The following is a 22,214-nucleotide window of genomic DNA, read 5'->3' on the forward strand; positions in this document are numbered from 1 at the left end:
TCCCTTATAATTCGCCTGTTTTGATTTTCAGTCTGGCAAGTTGCCCGAGAGCACTTGTCATTTGTCCGTAGTCTTTGAATCTCGGATTGTCGTTTTGCCCGCGATAAAATCTTGCATAAATTTGCTGGATGATAACCGCCAAACGCCAAATGCCGTAAACGTAATAGAACTGAAAGCCCGAGACATCCGCTCCGGTTTTTTCTGCGTAAAAATCCAAAATTTCCTGCCGCGTCATCATGCCGGGCGCGCCGGAGGGCTGCCGCACCATCATTTGCATGAAGGGCGGGTCGTCCGCGTGAATCCAGTACGCAAGCGTATTGCCTAAATCCATCATGGGGTCGCCGAGTGCGGATATTTCCCAATCCAGGACCGCCTCTATCCGGGTCGGGTCGCTTGCCTTCAAAATGCAATTATCAATGCGGTAATCGCCGTGAATAACAGCCGCGCCGCGTTCCTTGGCGGGCATATTGTCAACGAGCCAGTTTTGAACATCTTCAAATTTTTCAATATCGTCCGTCCAAGCAGCCTCGAAACGGCGGTTCCAGCCCGTGATTTGGCGCTTCACATATCCTTGGGGCTTTCCGAAACCTCCAAGTCCGACGGCCTCATAATCAACACTATGAAGATCAACCAGAGTTTGAAAGAAATTCTCGCAAAGCTCTCGCGTATCTTTCTCAGTCCAATTCCACTCTGTCGGAATTTTGTTGTGTATCAACGGCCCTTCGGAACGATCCATGACATAAAATTCTGATCCAATAATGGAAGAATCATCCGTGTAATAAAGCGTGTTCGGAACCGGGACTTCACCTTTCAAGCCGCTCATCACTTTGTATTCGCGGCTCATATCATGGCCGGATTTTGGCTTATCTCCGAAAGGCGGACGGCGTAAAACCATACGACGCTCCGGATAATCTAGAGCATATGTCAAATTGGACGCGCCCGATGGATATTGAGTGACCTCGGGTTTCCCTTTCAAATCAGGCAGTTCTTTTTTCAGAACCGCATCTATAGCGTCGATATCCAGTTCTTCGCCTTTACGAACCTCTACTGTTGGATTGATATCAGCCATTAAATAACGGCGCCCCCGTCGACCACCATGCATTGACCGGTATAATAGCTTGCTTCTTCAGAGGCCATGTACAGCACCGCGCCGACCATTTCTTCGGGTTGAGCCATACGCTTAATCGCCAAGTTCATTTTGACGTACAAATCCATGGCTGGGTTGTCTTTCAAAGCACTGGCGAGTTTTGTATCCGTGAAGCCCGGCAGCAGAGCGTTCACTCTTACGCCATGTTGTGAATACTCCTTGGCCAGACCCTTTGTCATCGCGATCAGGGCCGCTTTACTCATGCCGTAGATAACGCGGAACTCAGCTGGCTGTAGCCCGTCAATTGACGCAACATTCACCACTGAGCCGCCGCCATCAGCTTTGAGCATTTTATAAGCTTTGGTTGTCAGGAAATACGGGCCGCGTGTATTCACTTCGATTGTCTTATCAAACGCGCCTTCACTGGCCTCGTGGGCAGGGCCGAAATGCGGGCTCGTAGCGCCGTTATTGATTAAGATATCAAGACGACCAAACTCCTTTTCGATCATGGACAAGACCTTGTCGTGATGATCTAGTTCGCCCAGATGAAGCTCCGCAGAGATAGCTTTACCGCCCTTCTCCCGAATAGCCTCCGCGACTTTCTCGCAGTCAGCTTGCTTCCGGCTTGAACATATAACTGTCGCGCCGTGTTCCGCTAAGCCGTGCGCGACAGCTTCGCCAATACCGCGAGACGCGCCCGCGACCAAAGCAACCTTGCCGGATAAATCAAATCTCTTCGTCATAACTCTTCCCGTTAGTTGGTATTGTGCCTGTTATTTTTTTGCCGCAGCAAAGGCGTCGCCGACTTTTTGTTTTAGCTTGCCCATTCCGTCCAGATAGGCGTCCGGATATTTTGCCCGATTGACAAAATACTCCTGAACAACCTCATGCGGAAAAACATAGAATTGGTCTTTTTCTATAGCCGCTTTCAAAGCGTTGGCGACGTCGGACGGCTCAAGATATCCGTCCTGACTATTCTCAGCCATGGCCATGCCTTTTGTCATTTCAGAGCGAACATATTGCGGACAAATACAATTGGCTTTTATACCGTCTGCCCCGTGTTCAATTGCCACCGATTCCGCAAACGCGACTGCCGCGTGCTTCGTTGCGGTATAAGAAGCACTTCCGATTTGATTTAAAAGACCCGCCGCTGACGCCGTGACAACAAAGCGGCCGGAGCCTCTCTCCACCCAGGACGGCATCAGGGCTCGCGCGGCATAAACGGACCCCATCACATTGACCTGCCACGCCTGCTCCCAGCTTTCATTACTAGCTTTGGCAACATAGCGGCCATTTCCGGAACCGACCCCTGCGTTTGAGATATAGGTGTCAATTGGCCCAAGGTCGGCTTCAACGGAGGCGATAAAGTTTTTGACAGACGCTTCATCGCTCACATCACAGATATAGGCTTTCGCTCCGATTTCTTTAGCTGTTTCTTGGCAGTCTTTATAATCGCTAATCGCCACCTTGGCCCCGTTAGCAATATACATTTCGGCAATGCCGCGACCTATTCCACCTGTTGCACCTGTGATAGCAATAATCTGATTTTCAAACATAGTCTCACCTTACGGAACGCAAAATAACGAGCAAGTATTTTCCCCTGCCCGATTTGTTCTTATTTGCGGGTTCACGGATTACGAAATCAGCTTATACTGTTCAAACAGGGAGCGGGGGAAAAACTGTGAATAGCAACTCATCAGAAACGATAGAATTTGAAGCCTTGCTCGCGACGAGTGTCCTTGATCGTGACAAAGTGCCAAACCAAAATCAGAGTGAGACCTGCTTCTCCTGCGGCAGTAAAATTACGGGTCTATATTGCAAAGACTGCGGTCAAAAAAACGACGACTATAGGCGTTCTATATTTTCCTTAGCGAAAGACGGAGTTGCCTCTGTTTTCTCCCTTGATTCTCGTATGTGGCAAACCTGGTTTGCGCTTCTGCTGAAACCCGGCCGAGTTGCGCGCGAATTCGCCAATGGCAAACGTACAAAATGGAGTAGTCCAGTTAGAATTTATCTGGCTATGAGCTTACTGCTCTTCGGATATCTGGCAATCACACAAACTCAAATTGTGAGCTTGGATATAAACGTCCAACCCAAGGCGACTGTAGAAAAACCGGCAGATGAAGTGACGCTTGAAGATCTTAAAATGACTCTCGCCATGACAATGTTTGAGACCAAAGCCCAAATTGAAAAAAGAAATTCTGAACGAAATTTTGAATATATTGGGATGGTTTTTGATAGCTCTGGCTATGATATGAAAATTTCCGACGGCGGTTTGGTTTTTGAAAAGGAGCCCCCTGAAACAACCCAATCTACAGACGAGAGCGAAAAGGCCGATGTTAGTGATACTGAGAGCGCGCCCGTTTCTGAACAAACTATCGAAGAGACGTTTCGTTCGGCTGTTACTCAGGGAAATAGACCCAATCGAGTGATGTTAAACAATCAGGAAGTTGATTTGACCGGAGCGTCATTTCGAGACGGCGTCATTCGGTTCATGCGGGATCCATCAGATTTCAGTGAAACTTTTTCAAAATACATCCCGCGCATTATGTTTGTCATGATGCCCTTCACGATGTTTCTCGGCGCCCTTTTTATCAGAGGCAGAGGCAATGCTTTTCTCTATGACCATTTGGTCCATGCCGCCTATATCCACGCCATTGTCTTTTTCCTATTACTCGCAGGTTTGATTTTGGCCCGTTTTTCGTTTCTGCCCGGAGGATTGATTTTCCTTGTTTTCACCACCTACCTGTTTTTTTACCTGCCGCTCAGTTTGAAACACATGTTTAAAAGAGGCCCCATAAAAACGGTTTGGGCCACGTACTGCATCGCCGGAATTTACTTAACGGTTATGTTTTCAATTTTGATCTATCTTTCGGTAATGGGAATGCAGAATTATCTGATTGCAAGATAGTTTCGGTATACCTCAAGAAATGCTGATGGGGGATTTCGGCGCCCGATCCCCAAACCACCAAAGCGTCGCCGCCGTTGCCGCGAATACAGCGGCTTCCGTAATCGCGCTCTCTTTTGTGATCAGAAATATAGCTGCCGTAATGCACCACAGGATAAGCGTAATGGCCGGCCGGACGAGCCGAAGTATATTAATGACCCATTGGCTGGCTTTGCCTAAAGCCGCTTCGGCTTTGATAGAAGCCTCCAGCCCCGCCCAGGAGCCTTGTTGTGCAGATAGAGCCAACTCCAACTCAGTTTCCTGATGCCGCGCTGCCATATTGAGTTCATGCAGTTTATATTCATGCCCCCACCGGGCGCGCTCTTGGACGTGTTGTTGCTTTTGTTCGAAATACCCAGCAATGCGGCCCAAAGCCGTTCCCACGATACCAAATAATCCTCCCGCTGCAGCGTCCAATCCAAGCGTTAATGCAGTTGCCATAATTTCCTCGCTTTCTCTGAGCCGATCCAGTGACGGGGGCGTCCTAAGTCAATGTGTAAAAATGTTGAGTAAAAACCAAATCCCGTAAAACCGTTTCGCTCTGCGGCGTCTCGTAATCGAAACCGGTTCAAGTCCCGTAGATTGATGTCTGCGGCAAGTTTCAGGTGTTGAGATAATGGCGCCCCGCCAACATGCGCATTATGAAGCGCGCAGCGATGGCCAGACAGAATATGCAGAGGGGCCTTCATATCGCTTCGAAGGTTTTGCAACCTATCCAGAAACTCTGGCCAGATGTACCCCTCCCCGCAGTGACGGCACGCCATTTCAGCGAAGGAAAAATTTGGCCAACGCCTAGGCTGCCAAGCGTCAGAGATAGATAGGTTGTTGTTTTCTTCACTCGGGACGAATGTACCCGTACGCCTTTGACAATTATTTGTGTGTCTCATCATGATCTGAATATAGCTCAGCATCACAGAGTGAGGACGCAATAAAAAACCCGCTTTAAAAGCGGGCCTTTAGAGTAAAATAAACGTGGATCTAAATCCAGCCTGTGAGCAACCCTAGTTAAACAAGCTCATCTTGCGGGCTTTCTTTGCCGCCAAGTAATAGAAGGTTACGCGGGACTTAAACCGGTCGCCTTTCATTTCCTGACAAACCTTTTTCACAAGTTCCATCTGACCGGAATCTTTTTCTAGTTTTTTAGTGACAAATCCATCTGCGACCCGTTTCAGCTCGGCTTCGTCGGAACAGGCAACAAGAGAACTGTCGCGCGAACGTAGAGCCACACCACAATATTTCACGATGTTTTCAACGGTCTTGCGTTTTGCTTTTGAATCATACTTTTTGACATTGGTGTAGTATTTTTCAAACGCCGCTTCTTCTTTGCTTACCTTTGGTTTCTTGGCACGCGTTGACCCTGGCTTAGGTCCAGGCTTCTTGCGGGGCTTTCCAGCTGCTGTCAGTTCACCGCGTTTAGTTCCCGGTTTCGGTCCAGGTTTACGCTTAGTTTTTGTCGCAGCGGCCGTTTTTGCAACGGCTTTAGGCTTTGTCGTCTTTTTAGCTGCCGCTTTTTTAGGAGCAGGCTTCTTAGCTGTTTTGGTTTTAGCTGTTGCCGAAGCTGCAGTTTTTGCCGTCGCCTTCTTCTTGCTAGCAGGTTTTTTGGTTGCTGCCTTTTTCGCAGGCGCCTTTTTAGCCTTGGCTTTCGGCGCTTCCGATAAACGGCCCTCAAGGTATTTCACCCGCGCCGCTAAATAACGGTTACGCCATTCCAGCGCGTAAGTTTCATCATCATCGCCGCCTTGAGCCGCTGGGGCCGCCGACGCAACGCTCGCGCCAGTGCCAGCAGAAGCGAGCTTACCTTTAAGATCACTGACTTCCGTTTCATTTGCAGATAGTCTGCCTTTGAGAGCTTGGTTCTCTGTGCGCAGTTTATCGGCTTCTGCCCGGAGAGCTTTTTCGCCTTCGACAGATAAATCGCCTTCTTGCTTCTTACCTCGGAATAAAAGCCACCCTAGAAAAAGCCCGATCAGAGCTGCAATCACCATGGGAACGATTAGGTATCCAATTATATAACTTAAGTTCATTTAAATGTCTCCTATAAGAATGGATCAGGCGTGTCTACTGGGCCTGTGTTAGCGTGAAGGTAGTCCGGCGATTCATTTCTTGGCCTTGCGCCGTGGCATTATCGCCGATCGGATTTGACTCCCCATGTCCTGTTGCCGTCATACGGTTACGCTCGACACCTTGCTGGGTCAAATACGCCAGAACACGGTTGGCCCGTCGTTCAGATAATTGCTGATTCGCCTCCGTATCACCAGTGTTATCCGTATAACCGTCAATCTGAATACGGAAATTTTGGCACTGATTCGCGGCGGCGGAAATTTCTGCCAAGAGGTCAAAACTAGAATCTCCGGTGATATCAGACTGTCCTGACGGAAATTCGATTTTCGTACCTTCGTTTAAATCATCGAATAGAGTTTGACAGATTGCCTGGGACTCAACCTGTCCAATAACATCAGAAGCCAAATTAGGGACGTTGATGTTTGACGCTCCATTATAGGCAGCTGGTACATCAGATGCGAAGTTGTTGATACGCTCCCGTATTTCTGCCGAACTGGCTTGGCCGTGAATTAAAAAGTTATTATTCTCTAATTGAAATCGTCCGCTATCCATAAGGGCTAATTCTTCGATACCTTGTTCGATAACGCTTACCCAGTTTTCATCCGGCGCCCCGCTGGCAATCTCAACACTGGCGCTCTGAACTGATTCAGAAAAGGCTGTATTGGCCTTTGCTAGAACCGAGTCGCGCTCTTGAGCATTGCCGACATACCCATCAAGAGTGACATTCCCGTCCTCCAATTTGGTAACACTAAATGTGTAGGGAGATTCGACAGTAGCCGCAGGCGGCTCAACGGCTTGAACCTGCTGAGAGGTTGTCACGGTCACGTCACTTAGAACACGATGCCAAGGACTGTCCGTCTGACAATCCGAACAAACAGTGTTTTGTGCGGTTTCCACAGCGCCGCGAGCTGCATCATTAGAAGGCGCATTGCCTGTTACTGTCGCAATATGGCCGTTCATCTCTACACCGGCCCAATCATAATTTTGATTTTGAAGAGCGGCGCGAATATCGTCCCCCATATTCTCAGATATTTTCGGCCCCATAATCAGCGCATAGGCCGCTGCGCCGATGACTAAAAGTAATATCCCTAACAACCACTTCCCCATAAGTCCTCCGAAGGTCTAGGCATCAATATTAGTCCATGGCCCAATTAAATAACTTTGGAGCCAAACTAATAAATATCCTTTAGAGCATGGGTGAAGCCGTTGCAATAAGGATGAAGGATTTGCAAGGTTTTTAATTTAGCCTCCCTCAATCTCGGGAAAGCGGAAATGAAAACAGCAATTAATCGGGATTAGGCTCAGAATGACAAACGGGATTTTGCCGCCGCATATTCCTCTTTCATCTGCGCCACAATTTCGGCGACGGGCGGAGCGGAGGAAACGCTCCCGACACCTTGGCCGGCGCCCCAGATATCTTTCCAGGCTTTGGCATCCGTATTTCCGCCGGAGCCAAAATTCATGGACTTCTTATCTGCCGTTGGCAAATTATTTGGATCCAGTCCGGCTTTCTCTATTGAACCTTTTAAATAGTTTCCGTGAACTCCTGTGAAGAGAGAGGAGTAAATTATATCCTCCCCAGCCGAATCGACGATCTCTTGCTTATAGGCTTGTTCAGCATTGGCTTCTTCCGAAGCAATGAAACGTGTTCCAATATAGGCAAAATCCGCACCAATGGCTTGGGCCCCCGCGACGGATCCGCCCGTAGCAATAGAACCCGACAACAGAAGTGGGCCATCATGGAATTGGCGGATTTCAGGGATAAGAGCGAAAGGAGATAGAAGTCCTGCATGCCCGCCTGCTCCGGCGCAAACCGCAATTAAACCATCGGCGCCCATTTCAAGCGCCTTCTTAGAATGACGAATATTGACCACGTCATGAAGGATAATTCCGCCGTAACTATGTGTCGTATCATAAACCATCTTTGAGGCCTGAAGGCTCGTAATAATAATCGGTACTTCATGCTTGCGACAAATTTCCATATCGTGCTCAAGACGATTATTCGACTTGTGACAAATCTGGTTCACCGCGAAAGGAGCAACTTTCTTGTCTGGATTGTCTTTCTGGAATTTTTCAAGTTCCAATTTTATTTGAACAATCCACTTCTCCAGCATCTCTGCCGGGCGCGCGTTAAGCGCAGGAAAGGATCCGACAATTCCGGCTTTGCATTGCGCTATCACCAATTCAGGCCCGCTCACGATAAACATGGGCGCGGCAATTACGGGAAAATCCAAATCTTCCAAAATCGCAGGTAGGGTCATGAGAGTATATCTTTCAAATACTATTTATCAGCGCGGAAATCTGTTTCCGCTTCGGAAGCCATCCAGGCCATTGTGGCAAAAGCAGCCACATTTTGGGCCATCTCTTTCGGGTCAATCTTGTCGAATGTGTCGTCCGGCGTGTGATGCAAATCGAAATAATCAGTGCCGTCTTGTTGGAAACGCATGGTCGGTACGCCTTCATTCGCCATAGGGCCAATATCAGGTCCCCCATTCGTAGTTTTTCCTTCGGCAAAAGGAATACTCATCGCGCTGGCCATCGCTTTCAAAACACCTTCGCCTTCTGTCACGCCGGATTGAACTTCGTACACCAGACCAGCCCCGAAATCGGATTCGGTCGCCAGAACGTGATTAGCCAGCTCGTCCTTATGGGCCTCAACATAAGCAAAGCCGCCCTTCAGACCAATTTCCTCTGCCCCGAAAGCAACGACACGGATCGTGCGTTTTGGTTTTAACCCAGCCTCAAGAATGACTTGAGCGGCCCCGGCGGAGATTCCAATGCCGGCTCCATCATCAATTGCACCTGTCCCTAGATCCCAGCTATCTAAATGGCCACTAATCAGAACAATTTCGTCCGGTCGTTCCGTTCCAACAATTTCACCGATGACATTTCCGGAAGGAAGGTCGCCGACAGATTTAGGCGTAAGAACCAATTTCAGCTCTACCTCCTCTTGATTTTTCAGCATCCGCTCTAATTGATCCGCATCGGGACCAGAGAGCGCTCCGATAGGAATTGGCTCGACATCAGGCGCATAGCGCATCTGACCAGTATGAGGGAAACGGTGGCTGTCAGTACCGACTGAGCGAATGACTACGGCGGCCGCGCCGCGTTTACCGGCTTCTGTTGCGCCGGATCGACGCTTGCGATTTGCCGGCCCGTACCCCGCCCCATCCGGAGCCTTTTCCATACGCCCTGAAATAAAGACAATTTTACCGTCCAGTCCGCCCTCAGGAGCGCTTTCCAAATCTTCAAAGGTCGGGAAATACACGACGTCCGCTGTGATACCTTCTTCCGGCGTCGCTACAGAGCCTCCTAAAGCCGTGATAAATAAGGTCTGAGGGAACGGAGACACGACTTCTGCCGTTTCCACGCCGCGCTCCCACCCTGGAACCGTAAACGGTTCAATGCGAACATTCTGCAAACCGATTTCTTTGAACTTCTCGACCGTCCATTCGCGTGCCCTCGCCTCGGCTTCTGTACCCGCCATTCGGGCTCCGATTTCGGTCGTCAGATCCCGTGTGATATCGTATCCATACGAGCCTGCCATCGCCGAATCGATTAAGCCTTGAACCGTCTCAGAGACGCTCGCATTATTTGCTGAGGACACATCAGCTGTGGGCGCGTCTGCGGACTGCGCAAAACTCACGGCGTTGAAAGGACTTCCTGACAATACAAACGCCAGCGTTACTGTGGAGACGGTTTTTTTAAACGGCAGTTGAGTAAAGGGCATGTGAAAATTCCTTTTCGGAGAGAATAAATATCATCTTTATCTGATGTGCAGGATGTGGTTGAACAGTTTCAAGTCTTTTTCAAGCTGCGGACTCAATTATTTTTGAATATCGCCGCCTCAGGAGTGTAGAATGATACCAAGTAAATCTCTCGTGGCCACTGCGGCCGCCGCCGCTTTCCTTACGGCTTGTAGCTCTGAAGCACCGCCCGTCGAAAAAGTGGACGCCTCTATTTCCGCCGCCGACCTTGGACGCCGAATTGAAACATTGTCCTCGGACGACTTTGAAGGCCGGGCCCCGGGAACAGAGGGCGGGCAGAAAGCCTCACAATATATAGCTGACGAAATGGAGCGCGCCGGCCTCTCCCCTATGGGCGATAATGGAACATATTTCCAAAATGTGGAATTGAGCGAAGCTACCGTTCGAAAAAATGATTCCTCTATGTCCATTCATAAGGACGGTGAGGAAGCCCCTCTTCTTACTTCAGATTTAAAGTCCAACTCCGTCTATTGGACTAAGCGTCTGGACGAAACAGTCAGTGTGGAAGATTCAGATCTTGTCTTTGTCGGGTACGGCGTCACAGCTCCGGAATATGGCTGGGACGATTATGCTGACCTCGACGTTGAAGGCAAAACCGTCGTTATTTTGGTCAATGACCCAGGGTTTGCCACTCAGGATGACGCGCTGTTTAATGGTAATGCCATGACTTATTATGGTCGTTGGACATATAAATACGAAGAAGCTGCTCGGCAGGGCGCGGCAGCTGCGCTTATTGTGCATGAAACGGCACCGGCCAGCTATGGTTGGGATGTTGTCTCCGGCTCTTGGACAGGGGCGCAATACGACCTTGTTCGTCCAGACAGAGGCGCCTCACGCACAGCTCTCGAAGGCTGGCTCCATTTAGACGCAGCAGAGGATTTATTTGCTTCTGCTGGACTTGATTATCAATCTCTTAAAAATCAAGCTTCCATTAAGGGCTTCAAGCCAGTTCCGCTTGAAGGCATCAGTCTTGACGCCACCATTAAACAAGACGTCAAAACAACGACGTCCCGAAACGTCGCTGGGGGCGTAACCGGGGCCACTCACCCCGACGAGTATGTCCTTTATATGGCTCATTGGGATCATTTAGGAAAAAATGACGAACTCCCAGGCGATGACAAAATTTACAACGGCGCCGTCGACAACGCGACAGGCACAGCGGCCATTATTGAAATCGGCGAAGCCATGGCCCAAGGCCCGGCGCCAGAACGTTCGGTCATCTTTGTGGCTGTCACAGCGGAAGAATCCGGATTATTAGGGTCCGCTTACTATGCAGAGAGCCCGCTCATTCCACTAAATCAAACGGTGGCAGGCATTAACATCGATGCCATGCTTCCGACAGGCCGAACCAAAGACATTATGGTCAAAGGTTATGGTGCGTCTGAATTGGAAGATTTGCTCAAAGCTGAACTAGACACACGCGATATGTATATTGTGCCAGACGACAAGCCGGAAGCCGGATCCTATTATCGGTCAGACCATATAAGTCTGGCAAAAAAAGGTGTGCCAATGCTTTATGCGGATCCAGGGAATGATCATGTGACCAAGGGTCTAACCTATGGGGAAGATTTTGCATCGGAATACAATAAGGCCCGTTATCACAAGCCGGGCGACGAATATGACAATAGCTGGGATCTCTCAGGCATTACTCAAGCCACAGAAATTTTCTATGAACTCGGCTTGGACATTGCAAATTCAGATGAATGGCCGAATTGGTATGAAGGAACAGAGTTCCGGGCTTTACGGGACGAGATGAGAAAGAACTAAATCAAGCCCCCTTAAACCCAAGAAGATTCGTCGCTAAGATCATGACGATAAACATTAAATTTATGGCCAAAACCCATGCGGAGCAAGATCCGCAGCTTTGGACCTCTCTCCTCCCCGGCACAGACCAGCGCTGGGGAGATTGCGTTTTCACCTTTGATATGGATGCCCGGGACTATGACTGGCTCGTCGTCTATGAAGGCTTGCCTATGCTCCCCAATGATAGGCAGGTAAACCGCATCGAGCCCCTGGCTTGCCCCAGGGAAAAAACCCTTTTCATTACCACTGAACCCGCTTCCATACGGGTGGAAGGCCCGCATTATCTGAGGCAGTATGGACATGTTCTAAGCGCAAAGCCTGCTAGCGTGATGAAACACCCTAATCAAATTTTCGAAACCCCGCCCCTCCGTTGGTTTTACGGGCGTCCGTTAGGAGGGCAGCCTGGGGAATATATCAATTATGATGAGTTTCTAGCTCGCGCTCCTCTCCCCAAAACCAAAACGCTTTCAACAGTGTGCAGTAATAAACAGATGTCCCACACTGTGCATTCCCAGCGTTACAACTTCACCATGGAGATGAAAGACCGCCTGGGCGATATGTTTGATGTATATGGGCGCGGCATAAACCCCATAGACCGCAAAGACGAGGCGATGGATGACTATCGCTATACGCTAGCGATTGAAAATCATCACGCTGCGGGACATTGGACCGAAAAACTTTCTGATGCTTGGCTCGCCAACTGCCTGCCCTTTTATTATGGCGATCCCGAATACGCCTCGTTCTTTCCTGTGGAGGCGGCCATACCAATCGATATTTTTAAAATGGATGAAGCTGAGGCTACGATCAGACATTCAATCGCAAGGGGTGAATACGAGAAAAGGCTCCCTGCGATTTGGGAGGCAAGAACTCTCATTCTCAAAAAATACAATTTAATCGCCGTCATTGCCAAAACCGTGGAGAGGCTGGACCCGCTGGCAGTCCCTAGTTCTTCATACGGAGGCGAGATATTGGGCCGTCATGTTTTCCGGAAAAAGCACCCCTTCTTTGCTTTGTCGGATGCTATTCACGGTCTTAAAACAAGACACTTCCTTTCAAACTCATAGATTTGACGCTTTCCAATTTAGTTTAGAACCAACTTTTCTCTGTTTACGAGAATTTAGTAGAACTCTCCTAATGTTATGGTCTAACATCCAACAAATTTCGATAACGGACGTACTCAATGCCAAAATTCAGTCAAGCTTTTCGCTTCAGTCTAATTTCAGTAAGCGGAGCCATGGGCGCTCTGGTACTCGGAAGCGAAGTGCTCGCAGACGGACCCGCTTGCAATTCAGAAGACCAAGTGTGTAAATTCCGTCAACTCGGGACAGAATTACCGACGCCGAATATTTTCCGAAACGCCGCCGGCGCTCCTGGACCTGCCTATTGGCAACAACAAGCTAATTACACAATCGACGTCGTGCTCGATGAAGAAGAGCGCCGTATCAGTGCAGAATCGACGATTGATTACATTAATAACTCTCCTGACCCTTTAAATTACATTTGGGTCGCTCTGGATCAAAATCGTTTCAAGGATGGAAGTTTGGCGCGCGAGAGCGCCACAGCCGCCGCAGCCGGCTCAAGCCGCGGCGACGGATCCTCCAAACAAGACCGGGTTAGCTTCTCTAGCCTACGTTATAGCCAGGCGAATGAAGACCGGGAATACGGGTTTGAGTTTAAGGCTGTTACAGACGAAAATGGCAATGACCTAAACTATACAATCAACGACTCCATGATGCGGATTGATCTCGAAAAGCCGCTTCAACCCGAAGAGCGCAGAATCATTAATATCGATTGGGATCACAATATTATCGATGAAGTCGCTGTGGGCGGCCGAGGCGGTTATGAATATTTCGAAGAGGACGAAAACTATATTTTCGGCATGGCGCAATGGTTCCCTCGCCTCGCCGCTTATACGGATTATACCGGGTGGCAGAACAAACAGTTCTTAGGCCGCGGCGAATTCACGCTCGAATTCGGCGATTACGACGTCAATCTGACCGTACCCTCAGACCACATCGTTGCTTCCACAGGCGTTTTGCAAAACCCACGCGACGTTTTGAGTGCAGAACAGCGCCGCCGTCTTGCAGACGCAGGCACGGAAGAACCCATCTATATCGTGACACCGGAAGAGGCTGAAGAAAACGAAAAGACCAAAGCCGAAGGAACCAAGACCTGGAAGTTCAGAGCCGAAAATGTACGCGACTTTGCCTGGTCCAGTTCCCGTAAATATATTTGGGACGCGATGCTGTTTGAGCAGGACGACGAAGCCAACCCAACTGTCACCGCCATGAGCTTTTTCCCCAAAGAAGCCGACCCGGTTTGGTCAAAATATTCAACACAAGCCGTCGTCCACACAATGGATGTCTATAACAAGTTCGCTTTTAATTACCCCTACCCTGTCGCCCAATCTGTAAACTCCTGGGAACGCGGCGGCATGGAATATCCGATGATTACCTTTAACGGATATCGTCCGTCAGAGGATGAAGAAACGGGTGAAGTCACATATTCCCGAAACATCAAATACGGCCTTATCGGTGTTATCATTCACGAAATCGGCCATATCTATTTTCCTATGACCGTCAATTCAGATGAGCGTCGATGGACATGGATGGATGAAGGGATCAACACGTTCCTTGAATATCAGGCAGAATATGAGTGGGAAGAAAACTTCCCGATCAGCCGCTATGGGTCCAACAATCCAATGGATGACATTTCCCGCTATATGACCAGTTCAAATCAAGTGCCGATCATGACACAGTCGGATTCTGTCTTGCAGTTTGGGCCGAACGCTTACTCTAAACCCGCCACGGCGCTTATGGTATTACGCGAAACCGTTATGGGGCGCGAGCTGTTTGATTTTGCTTTCCGCGAATATGCGACCCGTTGGAAGTTCAAGCGTCCCACTCCGGCGGATTTCTTCCGCACTATGGAAGATGCCTCTGCCGTTGATTTGGATTGGTTTTGGCGCGGTTGGTTCTTTGGAACCGACCATGTTGACATTGCTCTGACAGATGTTCGCCAATATCAAATTTCCTCTCAGGACCCTGAAATCGAAAATGATATGGAACGGGACGAATATAACGCCAACACCCCGGAAACGATTACGCAGCGCCGCAATCGGGATGAAGGTATTGAAACCCGCGTCAGCCGGTATCAAGAGCTTGAAGACTTCTATAATGAAAACGACCGTTTCGAAGTTACAAACAAAGACCGGAACACTTTCAAATCTTTCCTCGAAGGGTTGAAAGATTGGGAAAGAGAGGTTTATGACCGCGCTCTTGAAGACAATGATTATTACTACTTTGTCGATTTCAAAAATATCGGCGGTCTGATTTCTCCCCTGCCTTTGACGCTGACTTATGAGGACGGCAACACGGAAGAAATCATGATTCCGGCTGAAATCTGGAGACGTGACACGGAGAGCGTAACGAAGCTCATCGTGCGTGACCGCAAAATTACTTCGATTGAGCTGGACGCGCATCACCAGACGGCAGATGCCGATTATGGTAACAATAGCTTCCCGCAATCAGTCACACAAAGCCGTATCGAAATGTATAAGTCGGATTATAAAGCCTCCTCTATGATGGCCGACATGCTCGTCGAGCTAAAAGGTAATCCGGATGAAGCAAAGTCCGACGACGGCGAGGACAAAGACCTCCCTATGGAGACAGTTGAACCCACCGATGAGGCAGAGGACAAAACCTCCGCCGAAAATCTGGGAGACTCTGACGAAGACGTTCAAACCAAGGACCGAACTGAAGAGCAAAAATCGACACTGCGCAAAACCCTCGAAAGAATGTTGGGCGGAAAGTAAGCTTTTAATATGGACAATTGGCTTAATCGTAGACACGCCCTTTTGGGCGCGGCCGCCCTGGGTGTCATGGGCGGGGCCTCCCCTGTTTTAGCGCACCGCTTAACGACAACAACCACTCATGTAGATATCGATTCTGGAACAGGGCTGGTGGAAGTGATTCATAGCTTTCATGTCCATGATACAGAGACGGCACTGGCAACGGAGGGTCTCATAGATTCCCCAAACCTCTCCGCTTTGAAGGAACGCGCTCAGCTCGCTCTTTACACCCAAGAGACGTTCTCGCTTTATCAGAATGAGAAGATCGTTCCTTTAGAGGTCGTCGGAGCTGAGCTCGACCGCGGCAATGTTCTGGCCTACCAACAAGGCAAACTAAGCCTGCCCATTGGAGAGCTCTCTATTAAAGCAGAAATGATGCGCAAATTCGTTCACAACCAGATCAATAATGTGGATGTGGTCGTTAATGGCAAAGTCACCTCTTTACAGTTTCGAGGCTCGGACGGCATTAAAAAGGTGCTTGCCTAACCCCCGTTTCAATGAGCATATAGGGGCATGATTGTTGTACACCATCTCAACCATTCCCGCTCTCAGCGTATTCTCTGGCTATTAGAGGAGCTGGAAGTTGAATATGAAATTAAACATTATGAGCGCAATCCTGAGACTAATCGCGCGCCCGATGAACTCAAAGCCGTGCATCAATTGGGCAAAAGCCCAGTCATAGAAGATGGCGACCAAGTCATTGCCGAAACCGGCGCGATCATCGTCTACCTGCTTGATAAATATAGTGATGGGTCGCTGCGTCCAGGCAAGGAGTCTGCGGAATATGTTGACTATGTCCATTTCCTGCATTTTGCAGAAGGTTCAGCCATGCTGCCATTCTTGCTCGCGCTTTACACGAGCTATCTCGGAGACGGCGCGGCGCCTCTTCAGCCTTTGATTGTCGGCGAAATTAAAGGCATCCTCGATTATTGCGAATACGCCCTCACCCGCAATGAATATTTTGCCGGAGACCACCTAACGGGCGCAGACATTCAAATGATTTTCCCCCTTGAAGCCGCCAAGGCACGAGGCCGCTTAATCGAATATGAAGCTTGCAATGATTACGTTGATAAGATTCATAAGCGTCCGGCCTATTTGCGGGCTCTTAAAAAAGGCGGAGACTACGCTTACGGACCGAAGGGCGCCTGATGTCGGCCGCCATTTTTCACCTCGCTTATCCGGTTAAAGATAAAGAAATCACGCGTCATTTCTACCGAGACGTTTTAGAGTGTAAGCAAGGGCGCGAAGCCGACACCTGGATTGATTTTGACTTTTTTGGCCATCAGGTATCCTTCCATGTGCGGGAAGAGGCCTTTCGAGCAGAAGAGCCGACGAATAAGGTTGATGGGAAAGATGTGCCTGTTCGGCATTTCGGGGCGGTGTTAGAGTGGCAAGTATGGCATGATTTACGAGATCGTCTGGTAAAGTCCGGGGCGGACTTTATCATTAAACCCTATATCCGTTTTGCCGGACAAGTCGGCGAACAGGCAACTATGTTTTTACTAGACCCAAGCGGCAACGCCCTCGAGTTCAAAAGCTTCAAAGACCCCTCACAGGTTTTTGCGTCGTAAAATCTTTACTGCAACATGAGTGAGTTTAGTTCTGATTTAGCGGCCTTTTGCAAGGCTTTTAATGACGTCCAACTACCATTCTCTAAAGCGTGCCAGCGGTTCAGCTGAATTTGCGTAAACCGGATTTGCCATTCCAAATCAGCGACGCGTTGTTTCACGCTCTCTGAAAATTCATTGACCTTAGCCGTCTTATTATAAGCCGGCTCTAAATCGTTTGCCGCAATGGCTAGCTCATTTACCTGAGAGGTATAAGAGGCATCATTTTTTACTAATTTTTTCATTCCCAGCTCCCGTTGCATATTCCAACTAGAAGATAGACGCTTGAAAGGGATATTTTGTTCCCACCCATCATTGCAAAAATGTAACATTAATGTTTGCAGCGATTTAGGCTGAAGGTTTTTAACAATTATATCAAAGAGTTATAAAATCCATGTACAATTACTAATCCTACATAACTAGGCAGTTAAGGGCGCCTCATAAGTACCCTCAACTCCCTAATTTCACTTGAACTTCTTATTTTTGAGGCAGGATAAGATATTTCTCACCGGTTTTCTTGGCATTGTAGGATTTGACCACATCTGACTGTAAAGCCTCTTCCAGAGAAATCTCATGGCTATAATGACTGGCAAAGGTCGTTGTTAGCTCATCAGCAACACGTTTGCGCAATCGCGCACCGACCTCTTTACCGGCTTTAGCGAGGAAATTCGGCAGGAGCCAGCCTCCAACCCCCCAAGCCATACCATAGCCCCGCGTCAGGGTCGTAACGCTCATATCCAGGCTACCATAGAGATAAACCTGTTTGTGATGGATAGAGCCATAAATGCTGTAAGCGCCGGGCGTGCGAGCCGCCGCCATTTCCATAGCCGTTAGAATATCTGACGCCAATGTCCCTCCCCCTGTGGCATCAAATGCCAAGGTCGCGCCGGTCTCGTCTACGGCATCTGTTAGATCTTTCATGAAGCTGTCAGAGCTACTGTTGACCACATATTTAGCGCCCATGTCTTTAAGCATTTGCGCTTGTTCTTCACGGCGAACAATATTGACCACATCTACGCCGTCTGCCTTACAGATACGATTTAGCATTTGCCCTAAATTCGACGCTGCCGCTGTATGAACGAGAGCAGAATGTTCTTCCATACGCATAGTCTCGACCATGCTGAGCGCTGTAAGTGGGTTCACGAAGCTGGAAGCCCCTTGTTTGGCTGTGTTGCCAGGATTCAAAGGCAGCGCCATAGCGGCTTTCAAACATCTATATTGAGCGTACATACCGCCGCCCATAACAGCGACTGTCTTGCCAAGCAGAGACTGAGCGTAGTCACTTTCGCCGGCCGCGACTACCTCTCCGGCGCCTTCATTACCAACCGGAAGCGCCTGCCCTAAGCGGCCCTTCATGCGGCCCATGGCTTGTTTCGGAATTGGGGCGGTCAATTTACCGTCTTTGGTTTCCGAAGCGCTCACATCCGCCGCGCCGAACATGACCCCGTGATCTGACGGATTAATCGGCGTTGCGTCGACTCGAACGACAATTTCGTCGGCCCCGGGTTTCGGCATTTCTTTTTCAACGAGTTCCATCGTCAACGTGGCGTCGTCCGTTATCGTTGAAAGCATTTGTTTATATTTGGTCATAGATTGGTCTTCCTTGGTTTTCGGGGTTAGTGTCATTCGGGAGTGGAATGAATTCTTCGCTATCGCCGGGCACAAGGTCAAATCGCCCTGCTTTCCAGTCTTCTTTGGCTTTTTCAATTCGGTCTCTGCGGGAGGACACGAAGTTCCAGTCAATGTAGCGTTTTCCCAACGGCGCCCCACCGATAATTGCGAGGCGCACGTTCGTTTTTGCCGAAAGGCTCTTAGCGTCCGGGGAGAGCACGCTCATAGTAAAAAGAGGGCTATCTTCGCCGTCAATCAGGGCCTGCCCTTTAACAACATAAACGCCGATCTCTTCTGCATTCGGTATCCTAAGCTCCGCTCCGGACTCCATATCGACTTCGGCGTAAAGTATCGGAGAAAATGTTTTTACGGGAGAAGAAAGCCCAAACGCATGGCCCATCATTACGCGGACTTTGGCCTGACCGATCTGTTTTTCCGGAATGTCTCTGGCGGGCGTGTGATAAAAGGCCGGGTCTATTTCTTCGTCCTCCTCCGGCAGTGCGTGCCAGAGTTGAAGGCCGTGAAGTTTATATCCTTTAGCTCTCAATTCCTTACGAGTGCGTTCAGAGTGCGTTATCCCCCGTCCCGCCACCATCAGATTTATTGCCCCAGGGTGAATCAGAATATCGCTCCCCAAGCTGTCACGGTGGTGAATTTCGCCATCAAACAAATATGACACGGTTGCCAGTCCAATATGGGGGTGAGGACGAACATTTATGCCTTCGCCCGAAGAAAACTCAGCCGGGCCAAAATGATCAAAAAATACCCAAGGCCCAATCGATTTTGTGCCGACCCGCGGAATAGATCGCCTCACCGAAAACCCACCCAAATCTTTTACATGGGGAGAAATTGATTTGAGAATTGAAGGCTCGCCTGCCATAAAAACCTAAAGAAAAGGAATAGATATGCTGACATTGTATGATTGCTCAAGCGCTCCAAGTCCACGACGGACACGCATTTTTCTCGCAGAGAAAGGCGTCAAATATGAATGCCTACAAGTCGATCTCGGCAAAGGGGAACAAATGAAGGATGAGTTTGCCGCGATTAATCCCCGCCGAACGGTTCCTGTCTTGGTAACAGACGACGGGAAGTCTTTGACGGAAAACCTTGCCATTGCCTATTACATAGATCAGCTCCATCCAGAGCCGCCTTTGATGGGAACCGACGCCTTCTCACGCGCGACCGTTCTGGAGTGGAACGCTCGAATCGAATTTGAAGGTCTTCATGCGATTGCCGACATTTTACGGAATACCTCCCCACATATGAAAGACAGAGCTATGACAGGGCGGAAGAACATTTCGCAAATTGAGGAATTGGCCGACCGTGGACGCGTTCGGATCGAAACGTTTTGGGAGGATTTGGATAAACGTTTACAGACCATGCCTTTCGTAACCGGGGATGATTATTCCCTCGCGGATATCACGGCCATGGTATGCGTCGACTTTGCACGCTGGGTAAAAGCCTCCCCCGCGGAAGAATTTAAAGCCCTGCATAGCTGGCATAACAAGGTATCGAAGCGCCCGTCAGCACAGGCATAATCAAGCAATTACCGCGTAACGGCTAAAAGCATAGACGCTATGCAATAAGAGAACTTGCCTTTCACACCCCTTATTGATAAATTTGTTAGTATGAAAAGTCTCTCTCTTAAAAATCGACTAAAATATCGTATGAAACCGGTAAAGGCGCTTCGACATTTTCGGAATCTTATGGCGAACAAGGAAGACACGACTCAGGTCTTTCATATCATAAAGGCTTTGAACGGGGCGCGGCCTTTTAAGGTGTTTGAGAGGTTTTTAGAAACGCCCGAAGGACAAGCCCGCTTTCAGGAAAGACGGTATCTCCCCCCTCTTCTTGATAATCACGCGGAGCTAGCAAAGCTGCCTGAAAATACGGTTGGGCGCGCATATCTGCATTTCATGCAAAGCCAAGGGCTAACGGCCCAAGGCTTGGTGGACGAATACGCCAAGTTTGAATCCACAAATAAATTTGAAGCCTCTGAAGATTTCATGTGGTTTGCGAACCGGCTTCGCGACACGCATGACCTGCTCCATGTCTTCACGGGATATAGCCGTGACGCACTCGGAGAGGCTTGCGTTCTCGGTTTCACCTATTCTCAGGACAAAAATATCGGAGCCCGTTTCATTGCCTATATGGCCGGACTTGAAATCAAGAAATCTGTTCCAAGAGGCGCTCCCGTCTTTGCCGCTATTAGACAAGGCGAAAAATTGGGTCGCGCGGCAGTAAAAATTTACACCCAAGACATCCTGGCTCTGATGGAAGAAGATTTAGACTCAGCCCGTAAGCGATTGAACGTCGGAACCCCGACACGTTATTTTGAAGTTCACGAGGCGCTAAGATCAAATAACATTGACCCTTACGGCCTCATTGCCGCCGCTTAGTCCTTTTGCAATGTAGAGAACAGGCAAAAGGCTTTAGCTCTGAGTTCATTGCCTGCCTTTAAAATTCAAAGGGAGTATTTTGCGCCATACGGCGTTTTTATAAAATAATGCCCCGAAATGTAAGAGTTTGCATAGCGACCCTGCAATTGACTTAATTGCGTAGCCGCGCAAAAATAAAGCATGGGAGCTACTGCGCCAATTTTATCAAAAGATATTATAAGACCGATTGCAGAACGCTCGGATTTCTGGGGGGCTTGGCTTACATTTCACGTATGGGCGGTCAGCTTCGGAGCTGGCGCTCTCTTTGTCTTATTCCCGAATCCCCTCACCTTCATTCTTGCCTTCCTGCTCATCGGATCCAGACAACACGGTATGGCCATCCTCATGCATGACGCCGCCCACGGCGTATTGTTCAAGTCCAAAGCTTTAAATGAATTTGTCGGCACTTGGTTTTTAGCCGCGCCTTATGGCGGAAACATGCAGGCCTACCGCCATTACCACCTCAAACATCACAAGCACACGCAAACAGAACTTGATCCGGACCTCCCTTTATCGGCGAAATTTCCGACAAGCAAGGCAAGCTTAAAGCGGAAACTTATCCGCGATCTGACAGGTCAGACTTTCTGGCGCTTGCGTTTAGCCAGCTTCAAAGGCGTAGAGTTAGAGGGCTCCGATGCCTTCGCCAAGAGTTCGCGAATACCAATTTTAGTCACAAACATTATTCTTTTTGCCGGCTTGGCCGCATTAGGCGTCTGGTGGGCTTATTTCGCTCTTTGGCTCTTTCCTCTGATGACATGGTTCATGGCTGTCCTACGTATTCGCAACATTGCTGAACACGCTATGACGGCAACGGACGGAAATCCGTTTCGGTATGCCCGCACCACCAAAGCCTCTCTGTTGGCCCGAATATTTCTCGCGCCCTATTGGGTGAATTATCATCTTGAGCACCACGCCTATATGTATGTGCCATGTTACCGCTTGCCGATGCTTCATAACGCCATGCAAGAGGCAGGATATCTGTCTAAAATGGAATATGAAACGTCTTACACGAACGTTCTTAAACTCGCTTCTACTGGATAATT

22 protein-coding genes are annotated in these 22,214 nt (G+C 49.0%); 10 read left to right on the plus strand and 12 right to left on the minus strand.

From position 1 onward, the window contains the following. Positions 1 to 4: 4 nt before the first annotated feature. The 3 genes from ACNA05_RS09465 to ACNA05_RS09475 are packed head-to-tail and all read right to left on the minus strand — an operon-like array spanning position 5 to position 2,643. A complete protein-coding gene (locus ACNA05_RS09465; RefSeq protein WP_415811225.1) occupies positions 5 to 1,069 on the minus strand; it encodes a phosphotransferase family protein in 1,065 nt (354 codons plus the stop codon). Further along, on the minus strand, positions 1,069 to 1,830 hold the full coding sequence (locus ACNA05_RS09470) for a glucose 1-dehydrogenase (protein ID WP_415811226.1): 762 nt from the start codon (positions 1,828 to 1,830) through the stop codon (positions 1,069 to 1,071). The genes ACNA05_RS09465 and ACNA05_RS09470 overlap by 1 nt, the downstream gene beginning before the upstream one ends. Positions 1,831 to 1,860: 30 nt before the next feature. Continuing rightward, on the minus strand, positions 1,861 to 2,643 hold the full coding sequence (locus tag ACNA05_RS09475) for an SDR family oxidoreductase (RefSeq protein ID WP_415811227.1): 783 nt from the start codon (positions 2,641 to 2,643) through the stop codon (positions 1,861 to 1,863). A gap of 125 nt (positions 2,644 to 2,768) precedes the next feature. Here ACNA05_RS09475 and ACNA05_RS09480 point away from each other — a divergent pair, with 125 nt between their 5' ends. Then, positions 2,769 to 3,998 carry a DUF3667 domain-containing protein gene (locus ACNA05_RS09480; protein WP_415811228.1) on the plus strand — a complete coding sequence of 410 codons (1,230 nt, stop codon included), beginning with the start codon at positions 2,769 to 2,771 and terminating at the stop codon, positions 3,996 to 3,998. A gap of 12 nt (positions 3,999 to 4,010) precedes the next feature. Here ACNA05_RS09480 and ACNA05_RS09485 read toward each other — a convergent pair whose 3' ends face one another. The 6 genes from ACNA05_RS09485 to ACNA05_RS09510 form a co-directional block, all read right to left on the minus strand. Beyond that, positions 4,011 to 4,475 carry a hypothetical protein gene (locus ACNA05_RS09485; protein ID WP_415811229.1) on the minus strand — a complete coding sequence of 155 codons (465 nt, stop codon included), beginning with the start codon at positions 4,473 to 4,475 and terminating at the stop codon, positions 4,011 to 4,013. Continuing rightward, the gene (locus ACNA05_RS09490) at positions 4,460 to 4,945 is read right to left on the minus strand and encodes a YcbK family protein (RefSeq protein ID WP_415811230.1); all 486 of its coding nucleotides are present in this window, start codon (positions 4,943 to 4,945) and stop codon (positions 4,460 to 4,462) included. Before ACNA05_RS09490 ends, ACNA05_RS09485 begins: the two co-directional genes overlap by 16 nt. A gap of 90 nt (positions 4,946 to 5,035) precedes the next feature. Further along, positions 5,036 to 6,058, minus strand: coding sequence for a DUF2853 family protein (locus ACNA05_RS09495; protein WP_415811231.1), 1,023 nt, complete (start codon positions 6,056 to 6,058; stop codon positions 5,036 to 5,038). Positions 6,059 to 6,092: 34 nt separating this feature from the next. Beyond that, complete coding sequence (locus ACNA05_RS09500) at positions 6,093 to 7,202, minus strand: OmpA family protein (RefSeq protein WP_415811232.1); 1,110 nt, start codon at positions 7,200 to 7,202, stop codon at positions 6,093 to 6,095. A 194-nt stretch (positions 7,203 to 7,396) separates the two neighbouring features. Continuing rightward, positions 7,397 to 8,356, minus strand: coding sequence for an NAD(P)H-dependent flavin oxidoreductase (locus ACNA05_RS09505; RefSeq protein WP_415811233.1), 960 nt, complete (start codon positions 8,354 to 8,356; stop codon positions 7,397 to 7,399). A gap of 20 nt (positions 8,357 to 8,376) precedes the next feature. Then, positions 8,377 to 9,825, minus strand: a complete 1,449-nt coding sequence (locus ACNA05_RS09510) for a M20/M25/M40 family metallo-hydrolase (protein WP_415811234.1) — start codon at positions 9,823 to 9,825, stop codon at positions 8,377 to 8,379. 130 nt (positions 9,826 to 9,955) lie between these two features. Between ACNA05_RS09510 and ACNA05_RS09515 the strand changes: the two genes are divergently transcribed. From ACNA05_RS09515 to ACNA05_RS09540, 6 genes are all read left to right on the plus strand, one after another. Then, positions 9,956 to 11,629 carry a M28 family metallopeptidase gene (locus ACNA05_RS09515; RefSeq protein ID WP_415811235.1) on the plus strand — a complete coding sequence of 558 codons (1,674 nt, stop codon included), beginning with the start codon at positions 9,956 to 9,958 and terminating at the stop codon, positions 11,627 to 11,629. Positions 11,630 to 11,670: 41 nt separating this feature from the next. Then, positions 11,671 to 12,729, plus strand: coding sequence for a glycosyltransferase family 10 domain-containing protein (locus ACNA05_RS09520; RefSeq protein WP_415811236.1), 1,059 nt, complete (start codon positions 11,671 to 11,673; stop codon positions 12,727 to 12,729). A 116-nt stretch (positions 12,730 to 12,845) separates the two neighbouring features. Next, positions 12,846 to 15,479: a M1 family metallopeptidase gene (locus ACNA05_RS09525; protein WP_415811237.1), complete on the plus strand. Its 2,634-nt coding sequence runs from the start codon at positions 12,846 to 12,848 to the stop codon at positions 15,477 to 15,479. A 9-nt stretch (positions 15,480 to 15,488) separates the two neighbouring features. Then, positions 15,489 to 16,001: a DUF6702 family protein gene (locus ACNA05_RS09530; RefSeq protein WP_415811238.1), complete on the plus strand. Its 513-nt coding sequence runs from the start codon at positions 15,489 to 15,491 to the stop codon at positions 15,999 to 16,001. A 27-nt stretch (positions 16,002 to 16,028) separates the two neighbouring features. After that, entirely contained in the window at positions 16,029 to 16,664 is a 636-nt protein-coding gene (locus ACNA05_RS09535) for a glutathione S-transferase family protein (protein WP_415811239.1), read from the plus strand. Further along, complete coding sequence (locus ACNA05_RS09540) at positions 16,664 to 17,086, plus strand: VOC family protein (protein WP_415811240.1); 423 nt, start codon at positions 16,664 to 16,666, stop codon at positions 17,084 to 17,086. Before ACNA05_RS09535 ends, ACNA05_RS09540 begins: the two co-directional genes overlap by 1 nt. Positions 17,087 to 17,091: 5 nt before the next feature. Here ACNA05_RS09540 and ACNA05_RS09545 read toward each other — a convergent pair whose 3' ends face one another. From ACNA05_RS09545 to ACNA05_RS09555, 3 genes are all read right to left on the minus strand, one after another. Beyond that, positions 17,092 to 17,367, minus strand: a complete 276-nt coding sequence (locus ACNA05_RS09545) for a hypothetical protein (RefSeq protein ID WP_415811241.1) — start codon at positions 17,365 to 17,367, stop codon at positions 17,092 to 17,094. A 232-nt stretch (positions 17,368 to 17,599) separates the two neighbouring features. Beyond that, positions 17,600 to 18,712: a zinc-binding dehydrogenase gene (locus ACNA05_RS09550; protein ID WP_415811242.1), complete on the minus strand. Its 1,113-nt coding sequence runs from the start codon at positions 18,710 to 18,712 to the stop codon at positions 17,600 to 17,602. Next, entirely contained in the window at positions 18,699 to 19,613 is a 915-nt protein-coding gene (locus tag ACNA05_RS09555) for a pirin family protein (protein WP_415811243.1), read from the minus strand. The genes ACNA05_RS09550 and ACNA05_RS09555 overlap by 14 nt, the downstream gene beginning before the upstream one ends. Positions 19,614 to 19,638: 25 nt before the next feature. Here ACNA05_RS09555 and ACNA05_RS09560 point away from each other — a divergent pair, with 25 nt between their 5' ends. From ACNA05_RS09560 to ACNA05_RS09570, 3 genes are all read left to right on the plus strand, one after another. Continuing rightward, on the plus strand, positions 19,639 to 20,271 hold the full coding sequence (locus tag ACNA05_RS09560) for a glutathione S-transferase family protein (RefSeq protein ID WP_415811244.1): 633 nt from the start codon (positions 19,639 to 19,641) through the stop codon (positions 20,269 to 20,271). A gap of 129 nt (positions 20,272 to 20,400) precedes the next feature. Further along, entirely contained in the window at positions 20,401 to 21,132 is a 732-nt protein-coding gene (locus tag ACNA05_RS09565; protein WP_415811245.1) for a Coq4 family protein, read from the plus strand. Positions 21,133 to 21,312: 180 nt separating this feature from the next. Beyond that, complete coding sequence (locus ACNA05_RS09570; RefSeq protein ID WP_415811246.1) at positions 21,313 to 22,212, plus strand: fatty acid desaturase family protein; 900 nt, start codon at positions 21,313 to 21,315, stop codon at positions 22,210 to 22,212. Positions 22,213 to 22,214 lie beyond the last annotated feature (2 nt).

This window comes from Litorimonas haliclonae (assembly GCF_965138505.1).
GTDB lineage: Bacteria > Pseudomonadota > Alphaproteobacteria > Caulobacterales > Maricaulaceae > Litorimonas > Litorimonas haliclonae.

What these genes read in the sequence shown, in the direction of transcription:
- ACNA05_RS09565 (WP_415811245.1), top strand. Translation starts at nt 20,401, where the DNA reads ATGAAACCGGTAAAGGCGCTTCGACATTTTCGGAATCTTATGGCGAAC.
- ACNA05_RS09555 (WP_415811243.1), bottom strand. Translation starts at nt 19,613, where the DNA reads ATGGCAGGCGAGCCTTCAATTCTCAAATCAATTTCTCCCCATGTAAAA.
- ACNA05_RS09530 (WP_415811238.1), top strand. Translation starts at nt 15,489, where the DNA reads ATGGACAATTGGCTTAATCGTAGACACGCCCTTTTGGGCGCGGCCGCC.
- ACNA05_RS09525 (WP_415811237.1), top strand. Translation starts at nt 12,846, where the DNA reads ATGCCAAAATTCAGTCAAGCTTTTCGCTTCAGTCTAATTTCAGTAAGC.
- ACNA05_RS09495 (WP_415811231.1), bottom strand. Translation starts at nt 6,058, where the DNA reads ATGAACTTAAGTTATATAATTGGATACCTAATCGTTCCCATGGTGATT.
- ACNA05_RS09505 (WP_415811233.1), bottom strand. Translation starts at nt 8,356, where the DNA reads ATGACCCTACCTGCGATTTTGGAAGATTTGGATTTTCCCGTAATTGCC.
- ACNA05_RS09535 (WP_415811239.1), top strand. Translation starts at nt 16,029, where the DNA reads ATGATTGTTGTACACCATCTCAACCATTCCCGCTCTCAGCGTATTCTC.
- ACNA05_RS09510 (WP_415811234.1), bottom strand. Translation starts at nt 9,825, where the DNA reads ATGCCCTTTACTCAACTGCCGTTTAAAAAAACCGTCTCCACAGTAACG.
- ACNA05_RS09545 (WP_415811241.1), bottom strand. Translation starts at nt 17,367, where the DNA reads ATGAAAAAATTAGTAAAAAATGATGCCTCTTATACCTCTCAGGTAAAT.
- ACNA05_RS09560 (WP_415811244.1), top strand. Translation starts at nt 19,639, where the DNA reads ATGCTGACATTGTATGATTGCTCAAGCGCTCCAAGTCCACGACGGACA.
- ACNA05_RS09475 (WP_415811227.1), bottom strand. Translation starts at nt 2,643, where the DNA reads ATGTTTGAAAATCAGATTATTGCTATCACAGGTGCAACAGGTGGAATA.
- ACNA05_RS09490 (WP_415811230.1), bottom strand. Translation starts at nt 4,945, where the DNA reads ATGCTGAGCTATATTCAGATCATGATGAGACACACAAATAATTGTCAA.
- ACNA05_RS09570 (WP_415811246.1), top strand. Translation starts at nt 21,313, where the DNA reads ATGGGAGCTACTGCGCCAATTTTATCAAAAGATATTATAAGACCGATT.
- ACNA05_RS09470 (WP_415811226.1), bottom strand. Translation starts at nt 1,830, where the DNA reads ATGACGAAGAGATTTGATTTATCCGGCAAGGTTGCTTTGGTCGCGGGC.
- ACNA05_RS09550 (WP_415811242.1), bottom strand. Translation starts at nt 18,712, where the DNA reads ATGACCAAATATAAACAAATGCTTTCAACGATAACGGACGACGCCACG.
- ACNA05_RS09485 (WP_415811229.1), bottom strand. Translation starts at nt 4,475, where the DNA reads ATGGCAACTGCATTAACGCTTGGATTGGACGCTGCAGCGGGAGGATTA.
- ACNA05_RS09515 (WP_415811235.1), top strand. Translation starts at nt 9,956, where the DNA reads ATGATACCAAGTAAATCTCTCGTGGCCACTGCGGCCGCCGCCGCTTTC.
- ACNA05_RS09465 (WP_415811225.1), bottom strand. Translation starts at nt 1,069, where the DNA reads ATGGCTGATATCAATCCAACAGTAGAGGTTCGTAAAGGCGAAGAACTG.
- ACNA05_RS09500 (WP_415811232.1), bottom strand. Translation starts at nt 7,202, where the DNA reads ATGGGGAAGTGGTTGTTAGGGATATTACTTTTAGTCATCGGCGCAGCG.
- ACNA05_RS09520 (WP_415811236.1), top strand. Translation starts at nt 11,671, where the DNA reads ATGACGATAAACATTAAATTTATGGCCAAAACCCATGCGGAGCAAGAT.
- ACNA05_RS09540 (WP_415811240.1), top strand. Translation starts at nt 16,664, where the DNA reads ATGTCGGCCGCCATTTTTCACCTCGCTTATCCGGTTAAAGATAAAGAA.